This is a genomic window from Roseovarius sp., from assembly GCF_030373445.1.
Classification (GTDB): Bacteria; Pseudomonadota; Alphaproteobacteria; order Rhodobacterales; family Rhodobacteraceae; genus Roseovarius.
Genome location: NZ_JAUCYU010000005.1, coordinates 292,000 through 312,120, shown reverse-complemented (window position 1 = coordinate 312,120; position 20,121 = coordinate 292,000). Strand labels below are relative to the sequence as shown.

The window sequence follows — 20,121 nt, the reverse complement described above, 5'->3', positions numbered from 1 at the left end:
CGCGGAGACTTCCATGCCGATTGACGCCGTTCTGACGCGCATTGACGACGAATTGCCCCAGGCCCTCGACCGCCTGATGACGCTTCTGCGGATCCCCTCGATCTCGACCGATCCGGCCTACAAGGCCGATTGCCAGGGCGCCGCCGACTGGCTCGTCGCCGACCTGCAAAGCATTGGCATCAATGCGGAAAAACGCGAAACGCCCGGTCACCCGATGGTCGTGGGCCATGTCGGCGACAGCGGCCCGCACCTCCTCTTCTACGGCCATTACGACGTGCAGCCCTTCGACCCGCTGGAGCTGTGGAAGACCGACCCCTTCGCACCCGAGATCCAGGACACCGACCAGGGCCGCGTGATCCGCGGCCGCGGCGCCTCCGACGACAAGGGCCAGCTCATGACCTTCGTCGAGGCCTGCCGCGCCTGGCAGGCGGTCAACGGCACCCTGCCCTGCCGCATCACCTTCTTCTTCGAAGGCGAGGAGGAATCGGGCTCCCCCTCCCTCGTCCCCTTCCTCAAGGACAACGCCGAAGAGCTTTCCGCTGACATCGCCCTTGTCTGCGACACCTCCATGGTCTCGCCCGGCGTCCCCTCCATCGCCTCCCAGCTCCGCGGGATGCTGAAGGACGAGTTCACCCTCCACGGGCCCAGGATCGACCTGCACTCGGGCCATTACGGCGGCCCCGGCCTAAACCCCCTGAAGGAAATCGCCCGCATCATCGCGTCGTTCCACGACGACACCGGCCGCGTCGCCGTCGAGGGATTCTACGACGGCGTCGAGGAGGTGCCCGACGAGCTTCTCCGCCAATGGGAAAACTGCGGCTTCGACGAAGAAACCTACCTCTCCTCCGTCGGCTACAGCCAGCCCCACGGCGAACAGGGCTATTCCACCCTCGTCCAGCAATGGGCCCGCCCGACGCTCGAGATCAACGGCCTCTGGGGCGGCTACCAGGGCGCGGGCTCCAAGACCGTCATCCCGGCCGAGGCGCATTGCAAGCTCACCTGCCGCCTCGTGGGCCAGATGGACCCCGACCACGTCCGCCGCGCGCTCCGCAAGCATGTCGAAGACCGCCTGCCGGTGGACGCCTCCGTCACCTGGGACAACAACCTCGACGGCTCCCCCGCCTCGGTCATGAACATCGACCGGCCCGAGTTCGAACAGGCCCGCCAGGCCCTGTCCGAGGAATGGAACCGCGAGGCCGTCTTCTCCGGCATGGGCGGCTCGATCCCGGTGACCCGGTTCTTTAAGGACATCCTCGGCCTCGATTCCATGCTCATCGGCTTCGCCCAGGACGACGACGCCATCCACTCGCCCAACGAGAAATACAACGTCGAGAGCTTCCACAAGGGCATCCGAAGCTGGGCCCGCGTGCTGGACAAGCTGGCGGGGTGAGGGTGGTGTTCTACCCGTTGAAAGCATCTCCCCGCCGGGCGTGCGCCGGCCCGTGGGGAGGCGCTGCAAAGGTCATGGTCGCCACTTTATGGGGCCACGCACATCCTCCCCATAGACGTCATGCTAGATCTCAAAAGCGCCTGCCCGCCGGGACGGGCCGGCGCTCGCCCGGCGCCGCGCCAAGGCGCGGCTCTGTTCCGGGCGTGCTCTGCACCAACCCACCACCCCAAAGGCTCACCCCATGACCATCCCCGGCTTCACCGACCACACCGCCCCCCTCAACGGCATCGACATCACCTGGTCCGAAGCCGGCGACGGCCCGCCGCTCCTTCTTCTCCACGGCTTCCCGCAAACCCGCGCGCTCTGGGCCCGTATCGCCCCCGAGCTGGCGCAAACCCACCGCGTCATCTGCCCCGACCTGCGCGGCTACGGCGACAGCGGCAAACCCGCCGAAATCGCCGCCTACAGCTTCCGCGAAATGGCCCGCGACCAGACAGCCCTCATGCACCACCTCGGCCACGCCACCTTCGCCCTCGCCGGCCACGATCGCGGCGGCCGCGTGGCCCACCGCCTGGCGCTCGACGCCCCCCACGCCGTCACCCGCCTCTGCGTGATGGATATCGTCCCCACCCATACCCTGCTCGAGCCGCTCAAACGCGAGGTGGCACAGGCCTATTACCACTGGTTCTTCCTGGCCCAGCCCGAGCCCTTCCCCGAAACCATGATCGGCCATGACCCGGACGCCTATTATCATTCCTGCCTGCTCGGCTGGGGCGGCTCAAAGCTTTCCGATTTCGACGAAGATCAACTGGCGGCCTACCGCGCCGCCTGGCGTGACCCCGACACCATCCGCGGCATGTGCAACGACTACCGCGCCGCCCTCTCGCATGATGTCCACGACGACGCCGCCGATCTCGACGCCCGCGTCACCTGCCCCACGCTGGTGCTCTACGGCGCGCAGGGCGCGATGGCGAAAGCCTTCGACGTGCCCGCCACGTGGGAAGACAAATGCACCGACATGCAGGCCCGGGCCATCACCGGCGGCCATTTCTTCCCCGATACCAGCCCGGCCGAGACCACAACCGCCCTCGCGACCTTCTTCAACGCAGGCGAGGCAGCCCGAAAGGGCTGACGAGCAAGCGCGAATTTTCAAGGGAAGGGAAAGTGGCGCGGTTGACGGGGCTCGAACCCGCGACCTCCGGCGTGACAGGCCGGCACTCTAACCAACTGAGCTACAACCGCGTGCCGGGCGTCTTACGCCAGCCCGCCGCGCCCGTCAATCGCCAAATATCACCTCGCCCGCCTCTTTCAAGGCCCCGCCCCCGCACCGACGCGATACCGACAATATACCGACGTGATACCGACGTCGCAAAACCCGGCAAAACAGGGCCGATCCCCGCGAATCGCGACCCGGCCCCGAACACCCGAAATTTCCGGAAATTAACCAAATGCAGCGATGGCGCGGTTGACGGGGCTCGAACCCGCGACCTCCGGCGTGACAGGCCGGCACTCTAACCAACTGAGCTACAACCGCCCGCTGCGCACCCGGGGCAACCGCCCCAAGCGTCTGCGCTTCTTAGGCCCGTGGCCCGGCCCCGTCAAGCACCCGAAACGCCGAATTCGCGGCTTTTCTTTCCGCCGCGCCCGCGCTCACTCCCCGTGGCCCAGGGCCCGCATGATCTGGCCCAGCCGCCGCCGCTGATCGGGGTCTTCGCAGGCCGTGTACCAATCCTCCAGCATGGCCATCTCCTCCGGCCGCAGCGCCCCGTCCGGCTTGTCTTCAAGGCTTTTCCGGATGGCTGCCAGCGTTTCCGCCCATGACCCGCCTCCCGGCGGCAGTCTCTTCCGCATCAAGTCTCCTCAATATCGCAACGACCCAACCGGTAAACCGCCGGCCGCCCTCAAGTATAAATCGCGTGCAATGCGCCCCGATGCCCGGGCCATCCCGCACATCCCTAATTCATGGCAGCATATATCAACGAATTCGCATTTGACCAGCGGGCCATGTATCGGCACGTGTTCAACACCCGAACCGGCGCGTTAACCCTCCGGTCATCTTAACCTGCGACACGCCCGAGTGTTCCGCGCGAACGCGGGGAAAAGCGGAAAGAAAGGGGAAAATGGTGGGTCGTGAGAGACTCGAACTCCCGACATCTTCGGTGTAAACGAAGCGCTCTACCAACTGAGCTAACGACCCCGTGACGCGCCTCATACAAAGACCGGCGCGGGCGCGCAAGTGGCAAGGTGACGATTGACAGCCGCGCCGCCGCACGCCTTCATGGCCGCCATGAGCTTCGACCCCGCCGCCCACTGGACGCACCCGACCCGCCCCTTCGCCGCGTTCCGCGTGGGCGAGGTCTTCCGCGCCCCCTCCCGCACCATGACCGAGGGCGTCTTCGCCGCCTTCCAGGCGGCCTCCGGCGACAACCACCCGATCCATTACGACCGCGCCTACCTTTTACGCCGTGGCCATCCCGAGCTTTACGCCCACGGCTTCCAGACACTGATCCAGGCGGCGATCGGCGCCTCGCCCCTGGCGCACGAGATGGGCGACGCGCTCATCGGCTTCCTCGAACAGTCCAGCCGCTTTCTCGCCCCGGTCTATTGCGGCGAAACGCTCTACCCCGCCTTCGAGATCACCGCCCTCACCCCCGGCAAGACCACCGGCGTGATGGAGCTTGCCATCACCATCCACAACCAGGACGGCACGCTCGTGGTCGAGGGGATGCAGAAATACCTGCTCACGCTCTGAGGCCCTGAGTTACGGCGCCTCCAGAACCGTTTCTTCCCCGTTTTCAAGCAGGTAGACGGCACCCTGAAGGTTGCTCAGCCTGTCCATGGCCTGCGCATCCAGCCCGCAGGCCTGCCCCCGCAGCACCTTGCCCAGAAGCCCGTGCGACACCACCACGCTGGGGCCTTCCAGCTCGGCCAGGAACGCCGCCACCCGGGCCTGCAACGCGTCCAGACCCTCGCCGCCGGGCGCCCCGGCATAGAGGAAGAGGTCCCCCTCGCCCGTCGCCACCTCGGCCCGCAGCCGGCCCTCCCAGTCGCCCGTCGCAATCTCCGAAAGCCGTGGATCGGTCACGAAACCCCGCCCCGCCAGCGCGATCCGCGCCGTTTCCTGCGCGCGGCCCAGCGGCGAGGCGAAACACCCGCCCGCGCCCGTCGCCACCCGCTGCAATATGTCCGGCAATATCCGCGCCTGCCGCGCCGCCTGGCTCCGGCCAAGCGCCGTCAGCGGCGAATCCTTGTGCCCCTGAAGCCGCCCTTCCAGGTTCCATTCGGTCTGGCCATGGCGCAGAAACCAGATCGGGGGAAGCTCCGCCATCGTGCAACCCGCTGCAAATCAAGGGAAAATGGTGGGTGATAAGAGATTCGAACTCCTGACATCTTCGATGTGAACGAAGCGCTCTACCACTGAGCTAATCACCCGCCGCCGCGTCTCTTAGCGCTACTCCACGGTCTCTGCAACCGTCTCGTTCGAATTATCGTCATCGGCGCGGTCTTCCGGGTCGAGCGCGGGGCCCGCGTTCTTGCTCTGGCGGATGCGCGCGATGGTGATGCGGGCATTGCCGGCATCCTTGGTGCGCTGCTGCTTGATCTTGCCGAAGGGCTGCAGGTTGACTTCTCGGCCTTCCAGTATCGCTTCGCCCAGGACGTCGATCATCGCTTCGATCACCGGCTTGGCGAATTTCTTCCGCACTCCCGACCGCTTGATCACCTCGTCCATCAGCTCGCGCTTCTTCAGCTCGGCGCCGCCCCCGTCTTCGGCGCTTTCGCTCGCCACGACCGGCTTGACCGCCGAAGCGCTGCCCGGCGCAAGCTTGGTCGCCGCCCGTGCGGGCTTGGCGGAGGTGGATTTGCTCTTGGTGGATGACTTGGTGGAGGACCCGGACTTGCCCGACCCGGTGCTGCTCGCTGCCATTGTGTGCCTCTTTTGCTTCAATTATGCGGCAAGCCTACTGATTCTCTTGTCATTTGACTACCAGCAAGTTGACGTGTGGTAGGTTCGCCATTTTAATCCGACTAGATGTAGTATTGGGGGAATACCGTGAAAAAGACTTTGGCTGCCGCCGCAATTGCCGCCCTTCTGGCTGCTGGAACCGCCCACGCGGGCTCGCTGAACGATACGGTCATCACGCCCGACGTGGTCATGGTCGACGCCGTCGACAATTCCTCGAATGTCGAGGGGCTGATCGCGGCCGTGGCGGTGATCGCCATCATCCTCGGCCCGTCGCTCTGACCCCGTCGCCCTGATACGGGCGGCCTGACGGCGACGACCGACAGCGCGCGGAGACCGCTCCGCGCGCGGCTTTCGTGCCCGCCCCCGGAACGCCCTAGAACGCCCCTTCCTCCAGCAACCGCAGCCGCGGCTTGTGCCGCGCGCCGTACAGGTACCGTGCCCAAAGCGCGAACAGCCCGGTCAGCAGCCCCGCCTCGATCTCGATCCGGTCGGTCAGCCGGCTACCCTGCGCCGTGGGCGTCACGCGCATCGTATGCCGCCACGCCTTCACCCCCGCCCCCTTCTCCGACGAGCGCAGGACCATCCGGTCGTCATCGCATTCCAGCACCTCCATGCGATAGGGCTGCTTCGGCAGCCGGCCGAAAAGCGAGACCATGACGTCGATCTTCTGCCCTTCCCGCACCCGCCCCTCGGGCAGGCCCTCGAAGGTGACAACCCCCTCCATCACCCGCGCCAGCGCATCGTAATCCGTGGCCAGCGCCCAAAGGCGCTCGGGCGCAACGGGGTAGTCATGGGTAAGGCGTACGGTCTTCATCGCGGCGCTCCGGGCTGACTGGTCGACGCCCTTAAACCACGCCGCAACCGGCTTGTCCCGCCGATACGTGCCCGCCCCTGCGGGCGCGATCCAGCCCCAGAACAATCCCGTCCCGGCCCCCGAGCCGGGACCTCGCGCCACCGGAACCCCCGGGCAAGGCCCGTTGCGCGCAACCATGCCCCGTAGGGTGGGTGAAACCCACCTGCCCCAACCCCGACAACAAGGAAAAAGGGCGCCCCGCAGGACGCCCCCTCTCAACTCTCATGAACCCGAAGGATCAGTGCGCCACCGCGCCCGACCCCTCGCCGGATTTCCGCGCGGCCTCGGCTGCGGCGGCTTCCTCGGCGGCCTCGTCCCAGTCGACGGGCTCTGGCTCTTCGGTCAGCGCCAGCTTCAGCACGTCGCGCACGTGATCGACGGGCACGATCTTCAGCCCCTCCTTCACGTTGTCGGGGATCTCGGTCAGGTCCTTCTCGTTCTCCCGCGGGATCAGCACGGTCTTGATACCGCCCCTGAGCGCCGCGAGAAGCTTCTCCTTCAGCCCGCCGATCGGCAGCGCGTTGCCGCGCAGCGTCACCTCGCCGGTCATCGCGATATCCTTGCGCACCGGGATGCCCGTCAGCACCGAGACGATCGAGGTCACCATGGCAAGACCCGCGCTCGGCCCGTCCTTGGGCGTCGCACCCTCGGGCACGTGCACGTGGATATCCCACTTCTCGAACTGCGGCGGCTTCACCCCGATTTCCGGCGCGATCGACCGCACGTAGGAACTGGCCGCGTCGATCGACTCCTTCATCACGTCGCCCAGCGTCCCGGTTGTCTTCATCCGGCCCTTGCCCGGCAGGCGCAGCGCCTCGATGTTCAGAAGCTCGCCCCCGACCGACGTATAGGCCAGCCCGGTCACGACCCCGACCTGGTCACGCTCCTCGGCCAGCCCGAACTTGTACTTCTTCACGCCCAGGAAGTCGCCCAGGTTCTCGCGCGTCACCGTGATCGTCTCGTCCTTCTTCCGGATGATCCGGGTCACGGCCTTCCGCGCCACCTTGGCGATCTCGCGCTCGAGGTTCCGCACACCGGCCTCCCGCGTATACAGGCGGATGATGTCGGTCAGCGCCTCGTCGGTCAGCTCGAACTCCTTCTTCTTCAGACCGTGGTTCTTGATCTGCTTCGGAACGAGGTGCTGCTTGGCGATCTCGCGCTTTTCGTCCTCGGTGTAACCCGCCAGCGGGATGATCTCCATCCGGTCCTTCAGCGGCTCGGGCATGTTGTAGCTGTTGGCCGTGGTCAGGAACATGACGTTCGACAGGTCGTATTCCACCTCGAGATAGTGGTCCACGAAAGTGCCGTTCTGTTCCGGATCAAGCACCTCGAGCATGGCACTTGCCGGGTCGCCGCGGAAATCCTGTCCCATCTTGTCGATCTCGTCGAGCAAGATGAGCGGGTTGGTCGACTTGGCCTTCTTCAGCGCCTGGATGATCTTGCCCGGCATCGAGCCGATATAGGTCCGGCGGTGCCCGCGGATCTCGCTTTCATCGCGCACGCCGCCAAGGCTGATGCGGATGAACTCGCGGCCCGTGGCCTTCGCCACCGACTGGCCGAGCGACGTCTTGCCCACGCCCGGAGGGCCGACAAGGCACATGATCGGGCCTTTCAGCTTCTTGGAACGCTGCTGAACCGCCAGGTATTCGACGATCCGCTCCTTGACCTTCTCCAGCCCGTGGTGATCGGCGTCGAGAATCTCCTCGGCGCGGCTCAGGTCCTTCTTGACCCGGCTCTTCTTGTTCCACGGAATGCTCAGCATCCAGTCGAGGTAGTTGCGCACAACCGTCGCCTCGGCACTCATCGGGCTCATGTTCTTGAGCTTCTTCAGCTCGCCCTCGGCCTTCTCGCGCGCCTCTTTCGACAGCTTGGTCTCGGCGATCTTCTCTTCCAGCTCGGCGATCTCGCCCTCGCCGTCCTCGCCGTCGCCCAGCTCCTTCTGAATGGCCTTCATCTGCTCATTCAGGTAGTACTCACGCTGGGTGCGCTCCATCTGGCTCTTGACGCGGGTCTTGATCTTCTTCTCGACCTGCAGAACGCTCATCTCGCCCTGCATCAGGCCATAGACCTTCTCCAGCCGCTCGCTCACGCTCAGCGTCTCCAGAAGCTCCTGCTTCTGCGCCACCTCGATGCCGAGGTGTCCGGCCACGAGATCGGCCAGCTTCGCGGGCTCCTCGCTCTCGGCCACGGCCGACAGCGCTTCCTCGGGGATGTTCTTCTTGACCTTGGCGTAGCGCGCGAACTCGTCCGTCACCGTGCGCAGAAGCGCGGTGATCGTGGCGGCGTCGCCCGGCATCTCGTTCAGGTACTCGGCGCGCGCCTCGAAGAAATCCTCGTTCTCGAGGTAATCGGTGATGCGCACCCGCGCCACCCCTTCGACCAGCACCTTCACGGTGCCGTCGGGCAGCTTCAGAAGCTGCAGCACGTTGGCCAGCACGCCGGCGCGGTAGATCCCGTCGGCCGACGGGTCGTCCTCGCTCGGGTCGACCTGGCTCGACAGCAGGATCTGCTTGTCGTCCTGCATGACCTCTTCCAGCGCCCGGACCGATTTTTCACGGCCCACGAAAAGCGGCACGATCATGTGGGGGAAGACCACGATGTCGCGCAGCGGAAGCACCGGGTAGGATTGATTGAGGGGTTCTTGCATGCTCTTGTCCTGTTCTTGGCAAGACGGCTCCGGCCCCGTTTATCGGCAGCCCCGTCCGTCTCCGTTTCCAGAAAGTTAATCTGGGGCGGTTCCACCCTTCTTTCAACCTTCCATCCAACAACCATGCCCCGCAGTGACAACGGGGGCAAGCGGCAAATCCCCAGCTTTTTCAGGGCCCGTGGCCGGCCCGTGCAACTTGGTCACAGCTATGTGCGCGCGTGTGCAGGGGCGCCATTCAAAGTCTTTAAAAGACTTCGCCCCGCATTCTTTTCAAGAATGCGCCCCCCGCCCCTTCAAACCGGCTCGATATCCCCCTCGGCGCGGCCCGCATGGAACGCCGCCTCCCATTCCGCGAAAGTGCCCGCCGCGATGGCTCCGCGCATCCCCTCCATGATCTGCTGGTAGTAATGCAGGTTGTGCCAGGTCAGCAGCATTGAGCTGATGATCTCCTGGCTGCGGAAGACGTGGTGCAGGTAGGCCCGTGAATAGTTCCGGCAGGCCGGACAGGTGCAATCCTCGTCCAGCGGCCGCGGGTCATCCATGTGCCGCGCGTTCTTGATGTTGACCTGTCCCCGCCGCGTCCACGCCTGCCCCGTCCGGCCGGAGCGCGAGGGCAGCACGCAATCCATCATGTCGATCCCGCGCTTCACGGCGCCGACGATGTCATCCGGCTTGCCCACCCCCATCAGGTAGCGCGGCCGGTCCTCGGGCAGCATCCCCGGCGCGTAATCCAGCACGCCGAACATCGCCTCCTGCCCCTCGCCCACGGCCAGCCCGCCGACCGCGTAGCCGTCGAAGCCGATCTCCACAAGCTTCTCGGCGCTCTCGGCCCGCAGCTCCTGCGTCACGCCCCCCTGCTGGATGCCGAAGAGCGCGTATCCGGGGCGGTCGCCGAACGCCTCCTTCGACCGGGCCGCCCACCGCATCGACAGCCGCATGCTCTCGGCGACGGCCTCCTCGCTCGCGGGCAGCGCCGGGCACTCGTCGAAACACATCACGATATCCGACCCCAGCAGCCGCTGGATCTCCATCGACCGCTCCGGCGTCAGCTCGTGCTTCGAGCCGTCGATATGACTCTTGAAGGTCACCCCCGCCTCGGTCAGCTTCCGCAATCCCGCAAGGCTCATCACCTGGAACCCGCCGCTATCCGTCAGGATCGGCCGCTCCCAGTTCATGAACCGGTGCAGCCCACCCAGCCGCGCCACTCGCTCCGCCCCGGGGCGCAGCATCAGGTGATAGGTATTGCCCAGCAGGATATCCGCCCCGGTCTCGCGCACGCTTCCGGGCAGCATCGCCTTGACCGTGCCGGCGGTGCCCACCGGCATGAAGGCCGGCGTCCGGATCTCGCCCCGCGGCGTGGAAATCTTGCCCGTCCGGGCCGGGCCGTCGGTGGCGTTCAGGGAAAAGGAAAATCGCGTCATGGCGGCCCAAATGCACCGGATTTCCCGGTTTGCCAAGACGTCCTTGTGTCATATCTCCATACATGCTGGTATCGGGCCAGCAGGGCCAAAGGCGCATCAAGACGCCCCGATCAAGATCTAGAGGGAGACGTTCATGACCCAATCCGAAACGCCGGAAACACTGCAATTCGGATGGGAAGAATGGATATCGCTCCCCGATCTGGGCGTCCCCGCCCTGCGCGCCAAGGTCGATACCGGCGCCCGCACCTCGGCCCTTCACGCCTTCGATATCGAGACCTTCGGCACCCAGGCGAAGCCCAAGGTGCGCTTCACCGTCCACCCCATCCCCGGGCGTGACGACCTGGTGATTCCCTGCTCCGCCAACATCGTCGACCGGCGCGAGGTCGCCTCCTCCAACGGCGAGAAGGAGATGCGCTACGTCATCGAAAGCACCCTTCTGGTCAACGGCCAGAAATGGCCCATCGAGATCACGCTCACCAACCGGTCGACCATGACCTCGCGGATGCTGCTGGGCCGGCAGGCGATGAAGGATCACATCTCGATCGCCGCCACCGACCGCTTCCTGCAACCGGAACTCAGCTACGACGTCTACCACACCTCCCGCATGCGCGAGGTGGCGCCGAAACGGGCACTCCGCATCTGCGTGCTCAGCCGGGAAGACAACTACTCCACCCGCCGTCTCGTCGAGGAGGGCGAGAAACGCGGCCACGCGGTCGAGGTGATCAACACCACCCGCTGCTACATGGCCATCAACGCGCTGGCCCCCGAGGTGCATTACGACGGCAAGCGCCTGCCCCGCTTCGACGCGGTGATCCCCCGCATCGGCGCCTCGATCACCCCCTACGGCGCCGCCATCATCCGCCAGTTCGAGACCATCGGCACCTATTGCGTCAACGGCGCCGCCGGCATTTCCGCCAGCCGCGACAAGCTCTACGCCCACCAGATCATGGCCCGCGCCCGCATCGGCATGCCCAACACCGCCTTCGCCAGCTCGCCCCGCGACACCGCCAACATCATCAGCCTCGTGGGCACCACGCCCCTGATCGTCAAGCTGCTGGAATCGACGCAGGGCAAGGGCGTCGTGCTGGCCGAAACCAAGAAAGCCGCCGAATCCGTCATTGACGCCTTCCGCGGGCTCAAGGCCAACTTCCTCGTGCAAAGCTTCGTCAAGGAGGCGGCGGGCGAGGACATCCGCTGCCTCGTGATCGGCGGCAAGGTCGTGGCCTCGATGAAACGCACCGGCGCCGAAGGCGATTTCCGCTCCAACCTGCACCGCGGCGGCACCGCCAAATCCGTCCGCATCACCAAGGAGGAACGCGAAACCGCCGTCCGCGCCGCCCGCGCCTTCGACCTCAACATGGCCGGCGTCGACCTCCTGCGCTCGGAAACCGGGCCCAAGGTGCTCGAGGTCAATTCCTCCCCCGGTTTCGAGGGCATCGAAACCTCGACCGGCAAGAACATCGTCGGCAAGCTCTACGAACAGATCGAGGCCCGCGTCCGCCCCGTCCCGATCCGCCGCCGCAAGTCCACCTCCCAGGGTGCGTCAAAGGAGACCTGACCCCCCGCGCCCTCTGGACGCCGCCGCCGATAAATCCTATATGTTCTCTCAGGATAGGAACGTCAGGAATACCCGATGACTCAGAGCCCGGAACCGCTCGAGGGCACCCCTCTCATCGCACCGTCCAGCACGGAACACCCGCTCTACGAGCCGGTGGTCGAGGCATGCCGTTCCGTCTACGACCCTGAAATCCCTGTCAATATCTACGATCTCGGGCTGGTCTACACGATCGACATCGACAAGGAAAACGCCGTGCGTGTCATCATGACGCTGACCGCGCCGGGCTGCCCCGTCGCCGGCGAAATGCCGGGCTGGGTCGCCGACGCGATCGAGCCGCTGGAAGGCGTCAAGCATGTCGATGTCGAGCTCACGTGGGAGCCGCCCTGGGGCATGGACATGATGTCCGACGAGGCAAGGCTCGAACTGGGCTTCATGTAAAAGCAAGCCTTTTGGCTTGCATCTTCGCCAAGCAAGCCTTTTCACTTGCATTAGCGCAAAGCAACCCTTATAACTTGCATCTAACGAATGCAAAGGGTTTCCCTGTCATGCCCCGCGTGCAGGCTGTCTTCACCGGCGATCTGATCGGCTCCCGCGACGTCCCCGCCACGGCGGTCGACGCGGCCATGGACAGCCTGAAGAACGCCGCGCAATCCCTTGAAACCGTTCACGGATTCCCCGCCCGCTTCACCCGGAACCGCGGCGATGGCTGGCAGGTCCTCCTGCCCGATCCGCACCTTGCCCTTCACGCGTATCTCGCCCTCGCCGCCACCCTGCGCGCGGCCGATACCGGGCTCGCCACCCGCATCGCCATCGGCCTCGGCCCGGTCGACTCCCCCGGCACCGCCGACCTCTCCGACGCCTCCGGCGCGGCCTTCGTCACTTCCGGCGACCTGCTCGAAACCCTCGACACCGAGACCGCCGCCATCGCCGGCCACGGCGTCACCGACTGGCAGCGCGGCGTCATCGCGCTCGCCGACTGGATCGTCAGCGGCTGGACCGCCCAACAGGCCGAGGCGGTCGCCGTCACCCTGCTCGACCCCACCCACACCACCAATGCCGAGCGCGCCCGCACCCTCGGCATCAGCCGCCAGGCCTTCGAATCCCGCCTCAAGGGCTCCGGCCTCTCCGCTTTCGCCCATGCGCGCCACGCCTTCCGCAGCCACAATTTCGAGGCCCCCGCATGATCGAAACCTTCACCGCCCTGCTTTTCGCCCATGCGCTGGCCGATTTCCTGTTCCAGACCAACTGGATCAACGCGAACAAGCACCGCCCCCACGTGATGCTCCTGCACGGCGCCATCGTGCTGGTCACCGCCCAGGCCGCCATCGGACGCCCCGACGCCCCCGAACTCCTCGCGCTGGCCGCCGCCCATCTCGTCATCGACGGCATCAAGACATGGGGCAGGTTCACCTCGCTCACCGCCTACATCACCGACCAGGCCGCCCATATCGCCACCATCGCCGCGGTGGCGGCCTATGCCCCCGGCCTCTGGGCTTCCGGTCCCTGGTCCGCCTTCCCCGTCCTCCTGCCGCTCATGGCGCTGGGCGCGGGGCTCATCATCGCGCTGATCGCCGGGCAATACGCCGTCAGCCTGCTGATGCGCCCCCACGGCCCCCGCATCCGCAGCGCCGGCCTCCGCCTCGGCGGGCAGCAGATCGGCCTCCTCGAACGCGGCCTCATCTTCCTCTTCATTCTCACCAGCCACCCGATCGGCGTGGGCTTCCTCGTCGGCGCCAAGTCGATCCTGCGCTTCGGCACCGCCACCAAGGACCAGCGCACCGCCGAATACGTCATCATCGGCACGCTCGCCTCCTTCGGCTGGGCCATCGCCGTCACGCTCGCCACGCAAGGCCTTCTGTCGATGCTCCCGGCCCTTGAGATCGGCGCGCTCCGGCCTTAAGTTCAGGGGCAGGCAGAAGGATCATTCCATGTTCGGCATTCCCGGAAAACAGGCGGTCACCATGACCCCGACAGCCGCGTCCCAGATCGCGAAGCTGATGAGCAAGGGCGACACCAAGGGCCTGCGCATCGGCGTCAAGAAGGGTGGCTGCGCGGGCATGGAATACACCATGGATTACGTCACCGAGGTCGACCCCAACGACGAGGTCGTCGAACAGGACGGCGCCCGCGTGATGATCGCGCCGATGGCCCAGATGTTCCTCTTCGGCACCGAGATCGACTACCAGACCTCGCTGCTCGAATCCGGCTTCGTCTTCAACAACCCCAACGTGACCGAGGCCTGCGGCTGCGGCGAATCGATCAAGTTCGAGGGCATGTGAGGATTGCACCCCAACCCCTCCCGATCTAAGAAAAAAGAAAACGAGAGGGCTCTGGGATGATGCGCAAGCTGGCCGCCGGCAACTGGAAGATGAACGGAACCCGCGCGGCCCTGGCCGAGCTGGAGAAGATCGCCGCCGCCCACCCCGAGGCCGCCGTCGATATCCTCGTCTGCCCGCCCGCCCCGCTGCTGGTACAAGCCGCCGAACTGGCCGCCGGCAGCCCGATCATGATCGGCGCGCAGGATTGCCATTACGAACCCTCCGGCGCCCATACCGGCGACATCTCCGCCGCCATGGTCGCCGATACCGGCGCCACCGCCGTGATCCTCGGCCATTCCGAACGCCGCGAAGACCACAACGAGTCAAGCGCGCTGGTCCGCCAGAAGGCCCGCGCCGTGCTCGAAACCGGCCTGACCGCCATCATCTGCCTCGGCGAATCCGAGGCACAGCGCGATGCCGCCAACACGCTCGACATCATCGCCGGCCAACTCGCCACCTCCGTGCCCGACATCACCACCGGCGCCAACACCGTCATCGCCTACGAACCGGTCTGGGCCATCGGCACCGGCAAGACCCCGACGACCGAGCAGATCGACGAGGTGCACGATTTCATCCGCGCCCGCCTCGTCCGCCGCTTCGGCGAGGCCGAGGGCCGCGCCATCCGCCTGCTCTACGGCGGGTCGGTCAAACCGGGCAACGCGGCCGAGATCTTCGCCACCGACAATGTCGACGGCGCGCTGGTCGGCGGCGCCAGCCTCAAGGCCGAGGATTTCTCGCCCATCATCAAGGCACTGGAAGCCACGGCTTAAGTCGGGCACGGTGCATCGCACCGACGTGATACCGACAAAATACCGACGTTATACCGACGTCTGAATCACAGCGGCAGCATGGTGGTCGACTTGATCTCTTCCATCGACAAAAGCGCCGTCACGTTATGCACCTTCACCTCGGAAATCAGCGCTTGGTAGAACGTGTCATAGGCCCGCGCATTGGCCACGACCACCTTTAAAATATAGTCGATATCACCGGCCAGCCTGTGCGCCTCCTGCACCTCCGGGCGGTCCTTTAACGCCTTGAGAAACCTTGCCTGCCATTCCGCGTCATGTTCCGACGTGCGGATCAGCACGAAGAAACACGCCTCGAACCCCAGGGCTTCAGCATCCAGCAAGAAAGTCTGCTGCCGGATCACCCCGCCCTCGCGCATCTTGCGAATCCGGTTCCACACGGGCGTCTTGGAACTGCCCACCGCCTTGGCGATGTCGTCCAGCGACTGCCCGCCGTCGCGCTGCAATTCCACAAGGATTTTCCGGTCGAGCTCGTCGAGGCGAACAGCCATTCCTGATTTGTCCTTCCGCTGGAACATTCCGTCTGGCTTGCCACCAAACTGGAACATATGTCCTTATTTCCATCCGCGTATGGCGAATAACCGGGAATATTTTCTATATAGAGGAGGAAGTCAATCGCAACGCGGAGACGGCACAGATGAAACATTTCCCGATCTTCATGGCGCTGGAAGGCCGCCGCGTCGCCCTCTCGGGCGGCGGAGAGGCGGCGCTGGCCAAGCTGCGCCTGCTGATGAAGACCGAGGCAGAGCTTGCCGTCTTCACCCCGTCCCCCGCGCCCGAGATCGAGGCCTGGGCCACCGAAGGCCGCCTGACCCTCACCCGCCGCGCCCTTGAACCCGGCGACACCGCCGGCGCCGTGATGTTCTACGCCGCAGACGAGGACGCAACCGAAGACGCCCGCACCGCCGCCATCGCCACGGCCGACGGCGCGCTCGTCAACATCGTCGACAACCTCGAGGACAGCCAGTTCATCACCCCCGCCATCGTCGACCGCGACCCGGTGACCGTGGCCATCGGCACCGAGGGCGCCGCCCCCGTGCTGGCCCGCGCCATCAAGGCCGATCTCGAGGCGCGCCTGCCCGCCACGCTGGGCACGCTCGCCCGCATCGGCAAGGGCTTCCGCAAGGCCGTCGAGGTGCTGCCCTTCGGCCGCCGCCGCCGTGATTTCTGGGCCGACTACTACTTCAACGCCGGCCCCCGCGCCATGGATGACGGCGGCGAAGGCACGGTGAAGGACGCCCTTCAAACCCTTCTGACGAAACATGAAAACGCGGCCGACCGCGATGGCCACGTCGCCTTCGTCGGCGCCGGCCCCGGCGATCCGGAGCTGCTGACGCTCAAGGCCCGCAAGGCGCTCGACACCGCCGACGTGGTCATCCACGACCGGCTCGTCACGCCCGAGATCCTCGAACTCGCCCGGCGCGAGGCGGTGCTGATCGACGCCGGCAAGGAAGGCTTCGGCCCCTCCATGAGCCAGGAGGAGATCAGCCGCCTGATCGTCGAGCACGGAACCAAAGGCGCGCAAGTCGTCCGCCTCAAGGGCGGCGACCCCACCATCTTCGGCCGCCTCGACGAGGAGATCGAAGCCGTCGACGCCGCCGGCCTGGGCTGGCACGTCGTCCCCGGCATCACCGCCGCCTCGGCCTCCGTCGCCGCCATCGGCCAGAGCCTCACCAAGCGCGAGCGCAACTCCTCCGTCCGCTACCTCACGGGCCATGACATGAAGGGTTTTGCCGACCACGACTGGAAGGCGCTGGCCCGCACCGGCGAGGTCGCGGCGATCTACATGGGCAAGAAATCCGCCCGGTTCATCCAAGGTAGGCTGATCATGCATGGCGCCGACCGCGCCACGCCCGTCACCGTGATCGAAAACGCCTCGCGCCCCGATCAGCGGGTGCTCTCCACCACGCTCGAGCGGCTGCCGCAGGACCTCACCGAGGCCGGGCTGACCGGCCCCGCGCTTACCTTCTACGGCCTCGCCCCCCGCGCGGCACAGGCCGAGATTTCCCACGCCGAACAGGAGCTTGCCTGACATGGCCAAACCATTCACCCCCAAGGTCGTCACGGCCAACGCCCTGATCGAGGGCGACGTGGTCTACCTCGCCGCAGATGACAGCTGGTCCCGCGAGCTCTCCCAGGCCGAGCTGCTCGAAGACGAGGCCGTCGCCGACGAACGCCTGCTCTTCGCCACGGCCCAGACCGAGACGGTCGTAGGCGTCTACCTCGCCGACGCCGTCGCCGGCGACGAGGGCCCCGAACCCACCCATTTCCGCGAGGATTTCCGGCGCACCGGCCCCTCCAACTATTTCCACGGCAAGCAATCCGAAGGGTCGGCCCAATCCGCCGCCCCCGAACAGGAGACGCAGACCCATGTATGACTATACCGAATTCGACGCCGCCTTCGTGGCCGAGCGCAACCGCCAGTTCCGCGCCCAGGTCGAGCGCCGCGTCGCCGGCCACCTGACCGAGGACGAGTTCAAGCCCCTGCGCCTGATGAACGGCCTTTACCTGCAGCTGCACGCCTACATGCTGCGGGTCGCCATCCCCTACGGCACGATCAGCAGCCGTCAGATGGACCAGCTGGCCTATATCGCCGAGAAATGGGACAAGGGCTATGGCCACTTCACCACCCGGCAGAACATCCAGTACAACTGGCCCAAGCTGCCGGACGTGCCTGACATGCTCGATGCGCTGGCCGAGGTGAACATGCACGCCATCCAGACCAGCGGGAACACCATCCGCAACGTCACCGCCGACCATTTCGCCGGCGCCGCCGCCGACGAGGTGGCCGACCCGCGCCCGGTGGCCGAGCTGCTGCGCCAATGGTCCACCGACCACCCGGAATTCCAGTTCCTGCCCCGCAAGTTCAAGATCGCCGTCACCGGCTCGGAAAACGACCGTGCCGTGATCAAGGCGCATGACATCGGCATCCATATCGTCGACCGCGACGGCGAGCTTGGCTATCGCATCGTCGTCGGCGGCGGCCTTGGCCGGACGCCGATGATCGGCAAGGTGCTGAACGACTTCGTGCCGCAGGAAGACCTGCTGCCCTATGTCGAGGCCATCGTCAGCGTCTGGAACCTGCTGGGCCGGCGCGACAACAAGTACAAGGCGCGCATCAAGATCACCGTGCATGAGCATGGAATCGAAGACATTCGTGCCCGTGTCGAGGAGCGTTTCAAGGCGATCCGCCCGGCCTTTACCGGCATCGACGTGCAGCTCTTCGAGGAGATCAAGGCCGCCTTCGCCGCCCCCGCCTTCCGCGAGGACAGCACCGCCGTCTACGAGACCGCCTACAAGACCGACCCGATCTTCCGGGCCTGGGCCGACACCAACCTCGCAGAGCACCGCGCGCCGGGCTATGCCATCGTGCAGATCAGCCTCAAGGCGCATGGCGCGACCCCGGGCGACGCCTCGGCCGAGCAGATGCGCGTGATGGCCGACATCGCCCGCAAGTACGGCCATGACGAGCTGCGCATCAGCCACGAGCAGAACGTGATCCTGCCGCATGTCCACAAATCCGACCTGCCGGCCATCCACGCCACGCTCAAGAAGCACGGGCTGGCCACGGCGAATATCGGGCTCATCTCCGACATCATCGCCTGCCCCGGCATGGATTACTGCGCTCTCGCGACCGCCCGCTCGATCCCCATCGCGCAGGAGATCGCCAACCGCTTCGACGAGCTCAAGCTCGAGCACGAGATCGGCGACATGAAGATCAAGATCTCGGGCTGCATCAATGCCTGTGGCCACCACCACGTGGGCCATATCGGCATCCTCGGGCTCGATCGCGCGGGCGTCGAGAATTACCAGGTCACGCTGGGCGGCGACGGCACGCAGGACGCGGCCATCGGCACGCGCACCGGCCCCGGTTTCTCGGCCGACGAGATCATCCCGGCGGTCGAGCGGATCGTCTATGCCTATCTCGAGCTGCGCGAAGGCCCGCAAGAGACCTTCCTGCAAGCTTATCGCCGCGTCGGAATGGAGCCGTTCAAGACGGCCCTTTACGAGAAGGCCGAGGCTTATGCCGCTGAATGATCTGGATAAAACGGTCGCCAGCCTGAACGAGCGCTACCGCCACCACTCGGCGACGTCCGTGCTGGCCCACGCCCTGCGCGACCCCGACGCCGGAGACCTGGCGCTGGTGTCGAGCTTCGGCGCCGAATCCGTGGTGCTTCTGCACATGGTGTCGGTGGCGCGGCGCGACACGCCGGTGATCTTCCTCGACACCGAGTTGCTCTTTGCCGAAACGTTGGTCTACCAGCAGGAAGTGAGCGAGCGACTGGGCCTGACGGATGTGCGCGTCATCCGCGCCGATCAGGCCGCGCTCGACCGCACCGACCCGGACCGCACGCTGCACCAGCGCGACACCGACGCCTGCTGCGACCTGCGCAAGACCGTGCCGCTGCAAAGGGCCCTTGCCCCGTTCGACGGCTGGATCACCGGCCGCAAACGCTTTCACGGCAACGGCCGCGAGGCGCTGGAGTTCTTCGAGGTCGAGCCCGGCACCGGCCGGATCAAGGTCAACCCGCTGGCCCACTGGCGCCGAGAGGACGTGCAGACCTACATGGAAGAAAACCGCCTGCCGCGCCATCCGCTGGTGGCCAAAGGTTACCCGTCGATCGGCTGCATGCCCTGCACCTCGCCCGTGAAGGAAGGTGAAGACATTCGCGCAGGCCGTTGGCGGGGCGAGGATAAATCCGAGTGCGGCATCCATTTCGTGGATGGCAAGCTCGTCCGGACAGGAGTGAACGCATGACCGTAATCGTGACCGACACAGGGTTCGCGCCCGATGGCTTCAACGGCGACTTCTTGGCGCTGGAAGAGGCCCCCGCAGACGCCACCGCGCTCGACCTGCCCTCGGACACCGACCCGGCCACCCTCACGGGCCGGCTGGACGGCGTCGAGGCGATCCGCGTCGACTTCCCCAGCTTCGCCGACGGGCGCGGCTTCACCATCGCCCGCCAGCTTCGCCTGATGGGCTTCACCGGCCGCCTCCGCGCCCGCGGCCACGTCATCGCCGACCAGTACGCCATGGCCCGCCGCGCCGGCTTCGACGAGGTGGAAATCTCCGACGAGCTCGCCAAACGCCAACCGGAAGACGAGTGGAAATTCCGGGCAAACTGGCAGGCCCACGATTATCAGGCCCGCCTGCGCGGATAAC

The 20,121-nt window shown here is 66.0% G+C and carries 22 protein-coding genes and 4 tRNA genes; 15 read left to right on the top strand and 11 right to left on the bottom strand.

The genetic code is table 11. The features are described 5' to 3' along the window. Positions 1-13: 13 nt before the first annotated feature. Both QUV18_RS11890 and QUV18_RS11885 read left to right on the top strand, forming a co-directional pair. Positions 14-1,390: a dipeptidase gene (locus tag QUV18_RS11890; RefSeq protein ID WP_300894137.1), complete on the top strand. Its 1,377-nt coding sequence runs from the start codon at positions 14-16 to the stop codon at positions 1,388-1,390. 241 nt (positions 1,391-1,631) lie between these two features. Beyond that, positions 1,632-2,522 carry an alpha/beta hydrolase gene (locus QUV18_RS11885; RefSeq protein ID WP_300894136.1) on the top strand — a complete coding sequence of 297 codons (891 nt, stop codon included), beginning with the start codon at positions 1,632-1,634 and terminating at the stop codon, positions 2,520-2,522. Between the two features lie 33 nt (positions 2,523-2,555). On the opposite strand, the gene QUV18_RS11880 is transcribed toward QUV18_RS11885, so the two are convergent. The 4 genes from QUV18_RS11880 to QUV18_RS11865 form a co-directional block, all read right to left on the bottom strand. Then, positions 2,556-2,632 (bottom strand) — tRNA-Asp (locus QUV18_RS11880). 215 nt (positions 2,633-2,847) lie between these two features. Continuing rightward, positions 2,848-2,924 (bottom strand) — tRNA-Asp (locus QUV18_RS11875). A gap of 116 nt (positions 2,925-3,040) precedes the next feature. Continuing rightward, positions 3,041-3,241, bottom strand: a complete 201-nt coding sequence (locus QUV18_RS11870) for a hypothetical protein (protein ID WP_300894135.1) — start codon at positions 3,239-3,241, stop codon at positions 3,041-3,043. Between the two features lie 270 nt (positions 3,242-3,511). Beyond that, positions 3,512-3,587: transfer RNA gene (locus QUV18_RS11865), tRNA-Val, on the bottom strand. A 90-nt stretch (positions 3,588-3,677) separates the two neighbouring features. Between QUV18_RS11865 and QUV18_RS11860 the strand changes: the two genes are divergently transcribed. Then, complete coding sequence (locus QUV18_RS11860) at positions 3,678-4,142, top strand: MaoC family dehydratase (protein ID WP_300894134.1); 465 nt, start codon at positions 3,678-3,680, stop codon at positions 4,140-4,142. A gap of 9 nt (positions 4,143-4,151) precedes the next feature. Here QUV18_RS11860 and QUV18_RS11855 read toward each other — a convergent pair whose 3' ends face one another. From QUV18_RS11855 to QUV18_RS11845, 3 genes are all read right to left on the bottom strand, one after another. Next, positions 4,152-4,718, bottom strand: a complete 567-nt coding sequence (locus QUV18_RS11855; RefSeq protein WP_300894133.1) for a histidine phosphatase family protein — start codon at positions 4,716-4,718, stop codon at positions 4,152-4,154. A gap of 29 nt (positions 4,719-4,747) precedes the next feature. After that, a tRNA-Val gene (locus QUV18_RS11850) sits at positions 4,748-4,822 on the bottom strand. 19 nt (positions 4,823-4,841) lie between these two features. After that, positions 4,842-5,315 (bottom strand): HU family DNA-binding protein, encoded by a 474-nt coding sequence (locus QUV18_RS11845; RefSeq protein ID WP_300894132.1) that lies wholly within the window; start codon positions 5,313-5,315, stop codon positions 4,842-4,844. Between the two features lie 126 nt (positions 5,316-5,441). Here QUV18_RS11845 and QUV18_RS11840 point away from each other — a divergent pair, with 126 nt between their 5' ends. Next, the gene (locus QUV18_RS11840) at positions 5,442-5,633 is read left to right on the top strand and encodes a hypothetical protein (protein ID WP_300894131.1); all 192 of its coding nucleotides are present in this window, start codon (positions 5,442-5,444) and stop codon (positions 5,631-5,633) included. 94 nt (positions 5,634-5,727) lie between these two features. Here QUV18_RS11840 and QUV18_RS11835 read toward each other — a convergent pair whose 3' ends face one another. The 3 genes from QUV18_RS11835 to tgt all read right to left on the bottom strand — a co-directional run bounded on the left by QUV18_RS11835 (position 5,728) and on the right by tgt (position 10,275). Beyond that, on the bottom strand, positions 5,728-6,168 hold the full coding sequence (locus QUV18_RS11835; RefSeq protein WP_300894130.1) for an SRPBCC family protein: 441 nt from the start codon (positions 6,166-6,168) through the stop codon (positions 5,728-5,730). A gap of 277 nt (positions 6,169-6,445) precedes the next feature. After that, the gene (lon, locus tag QUV18_RS11830; RefSeq protein ID WP_300894129.1) at positions 6,446-8,854 is read right to left on the bottom strand and encodes an endopeptidase La; all 2,409 of its coding nucleotides are present in this window, start codon (positions 8,852-8,854) and stop codon (positions 6,446-6,448) included. A gap of 293 nt (positions 8,855-9,147) precedes the next feature. Next, the gene (tgt, locus tag QUV18_RS11825) at positions 9,148-10,275 is read right to left on the bottom strand and encodes a tRNA guanosine(34) transglycosylase Tgt (protein WP_300894128.1); all 1,128 of its coding nucleotides are present in this window, start codon (positions 10,273-10,275) and stop codon (positions 9,148-9,150) included. A 133-nt stretch (positions 10,276-10,408) separates the two neighbouring features. On the opposite strand from tgt, the gene rimK reads away from it, so the two are divergent. From rimK to tpiA, 6 genes are all read left to right on the top strand, one after another. After that, complete coding sequence (gene rimK, locus QUV18_RS11820) at positions 10,409-11,833, top strand: 30S ribosomal protein S6--L-glutamate ligase (protein WP_300894127.1); 1,425 nt, start codon at positions 10,409-10,411, stop codon at positions 11,831-11,833. A gap of 75 nt (positions 11,834-11,908) precedes the next feature. Next, on the top strand, positions 11,909-12,271 hold the full coding sequence (locus QUV18_RS11815; protein ID WP_300894126.1) for an SUF system Fe-S cluster assembly protein: 363 nt from the start codon (positions 11,909-11,911) through the stop codon (positions 12,269-12,271). Between the two features lie 107 nt (positions 12,272-12,378). Next, positions 12,379-13,017 carry a hypothetical protein gene (locus tag QUV18_RS11810; RefSeq protein ID WP_300894125.1) on the top strand — a complete coding sequence of 213 codons (639 nt, stop codon included), beginning with the start codon at positions 12,379-12,381 and terminating at the stop codon, positions 13,015-13,017. After that, positions 13,014-13,733 carry a DUF3307 domain-containing protein gene (locus QUV18_RS11805; RefSeq protein ID WP_300894124.1) on the top strand — a complete coding sequence of 240 codons (720 nt, stop codon included), beginning with the start codon at positions 13,014-13,016 and terminating at the stop codon, positions 13,731-13,733. The genes QUV18_RS11810 and QUV18_RS11805 overlap by 4 nt, the downstream gene beginning before the upstream one ends. A 28-nt stretch (positions 13,734-13,761) precedes the next feature. Continuing rightward, positions 13,762-14,112, top strand: coding sequence for an iron-sulfur cluster assembly accessory protein (locus QUV18_RS11800; RefSeq protein WP_300894123.1), 351 nt, complete (start codon positions 13,762-13,764; stop codon positions 14,110-14,112). A 56-nt stretch (positions 14,113-14,168) separates the two neighbouring features. Continuing rightward, complete coding sequence (gene tpiA / locus QUV18_RS11795; RefSeq protein ID WP_300894122.1) at positions 14,169-14,921, top strand: triose-phosphate isomerase; 753 nt, start codon at positions 14,169-14,171, stop codon at positions 14,919-14,921. 65 nt (positions 14,922-14,986) lie between these two features. Here tpiA and QUV18_RS11790 read toward each other — a convergent pair whose 3' ends face one another. Next, positions 14,987-15,448 carry an Lrp/AsnC family transcriptional regulator gene (locus QUV18_RS11790; protein ID WP_300894121.1) on the bottom strand — a complete coding sequence of 154 codons (462 nt, stop codon included), beginning with the start codon at positions 15,446-15,448 and terminating at the stop codon, positions 14,987-14,989. Between the two features lie 146 nt (positions 15,449-15,594). Between QUV18_RS11790 and cysG the strand changes: the two genes are divergently transcribed. From cysG to QUV18_RS11765, 5 genes are read left to right on the top strand one after another with little or no spacing between them, the layout of a single operon-like run. Beyond that, on the top strand, positions 15,595-16,989 hold the full coding sequence (gene cysG, locus QUV18_RS11785) for a siroheme synthase CysG (RefSeq protein ID WP_300894120.1): 1,395 nt from the start codon (positions 15,595-15,597) through the stop codon (positions 16,987-16,989). 1 nt (position 16,990) lies between these two features. After that, positions 16,991-17,335 (top strand): DUF2849 domain-containing protein, encoded by a 345-nt coding sequence (locus tag QUV18_RS11780; protein WP_300894119.1) that lies wholly within the window; start codon positions 16,991-16,993, stop codon positions 17,333-17,335. After that, positions 17,328-18,995, top strand: coding sequence for a nitrite/sulfite reductase (locus QUV18_RS11775; RefSeq protein ID WP_300894118.1), 1,668 nt, complete (start codon positions 17,328-17,330; stop codon positions 18,993-18,995). The genes QUV18_RS11780 and QUV18_RS11775 overlap by 8 nt, the downstream gene beginning before the upstream one ends. Next, positions 18,982-19,716, top strand: a complete 735-nt coding sequence (locus tag QUV18_RS11770; RefSeq protein ID WP_300894117.1) for a phosphoadenylyl-sulfate reductase — start codon at positions 18,982-18,984, stop codon at positions 19,714-19,716. The genes QUV18_RS11775 and QUV18_RS11770 overlap by 14 nt, the downstream gene beginning before the upstream one ends. Beyond that, positions 19,713-20,120 (top strand): DUF934 domain-containing protein, encoded by a 408-nt coding sequence (locus QUV18_RS11765; protein WP_300894116.1) that lies wholly within the window; start codon positions 19,713-19,715, stop codon positions 20,118-20,120. Before QUV18_RS11770 ends, QUV18_RS11765 begins: the two co-directional genes overlap by 4 nt. The last annotated feature ends 1 nt before the right edge of the window (position 20,121 follow it).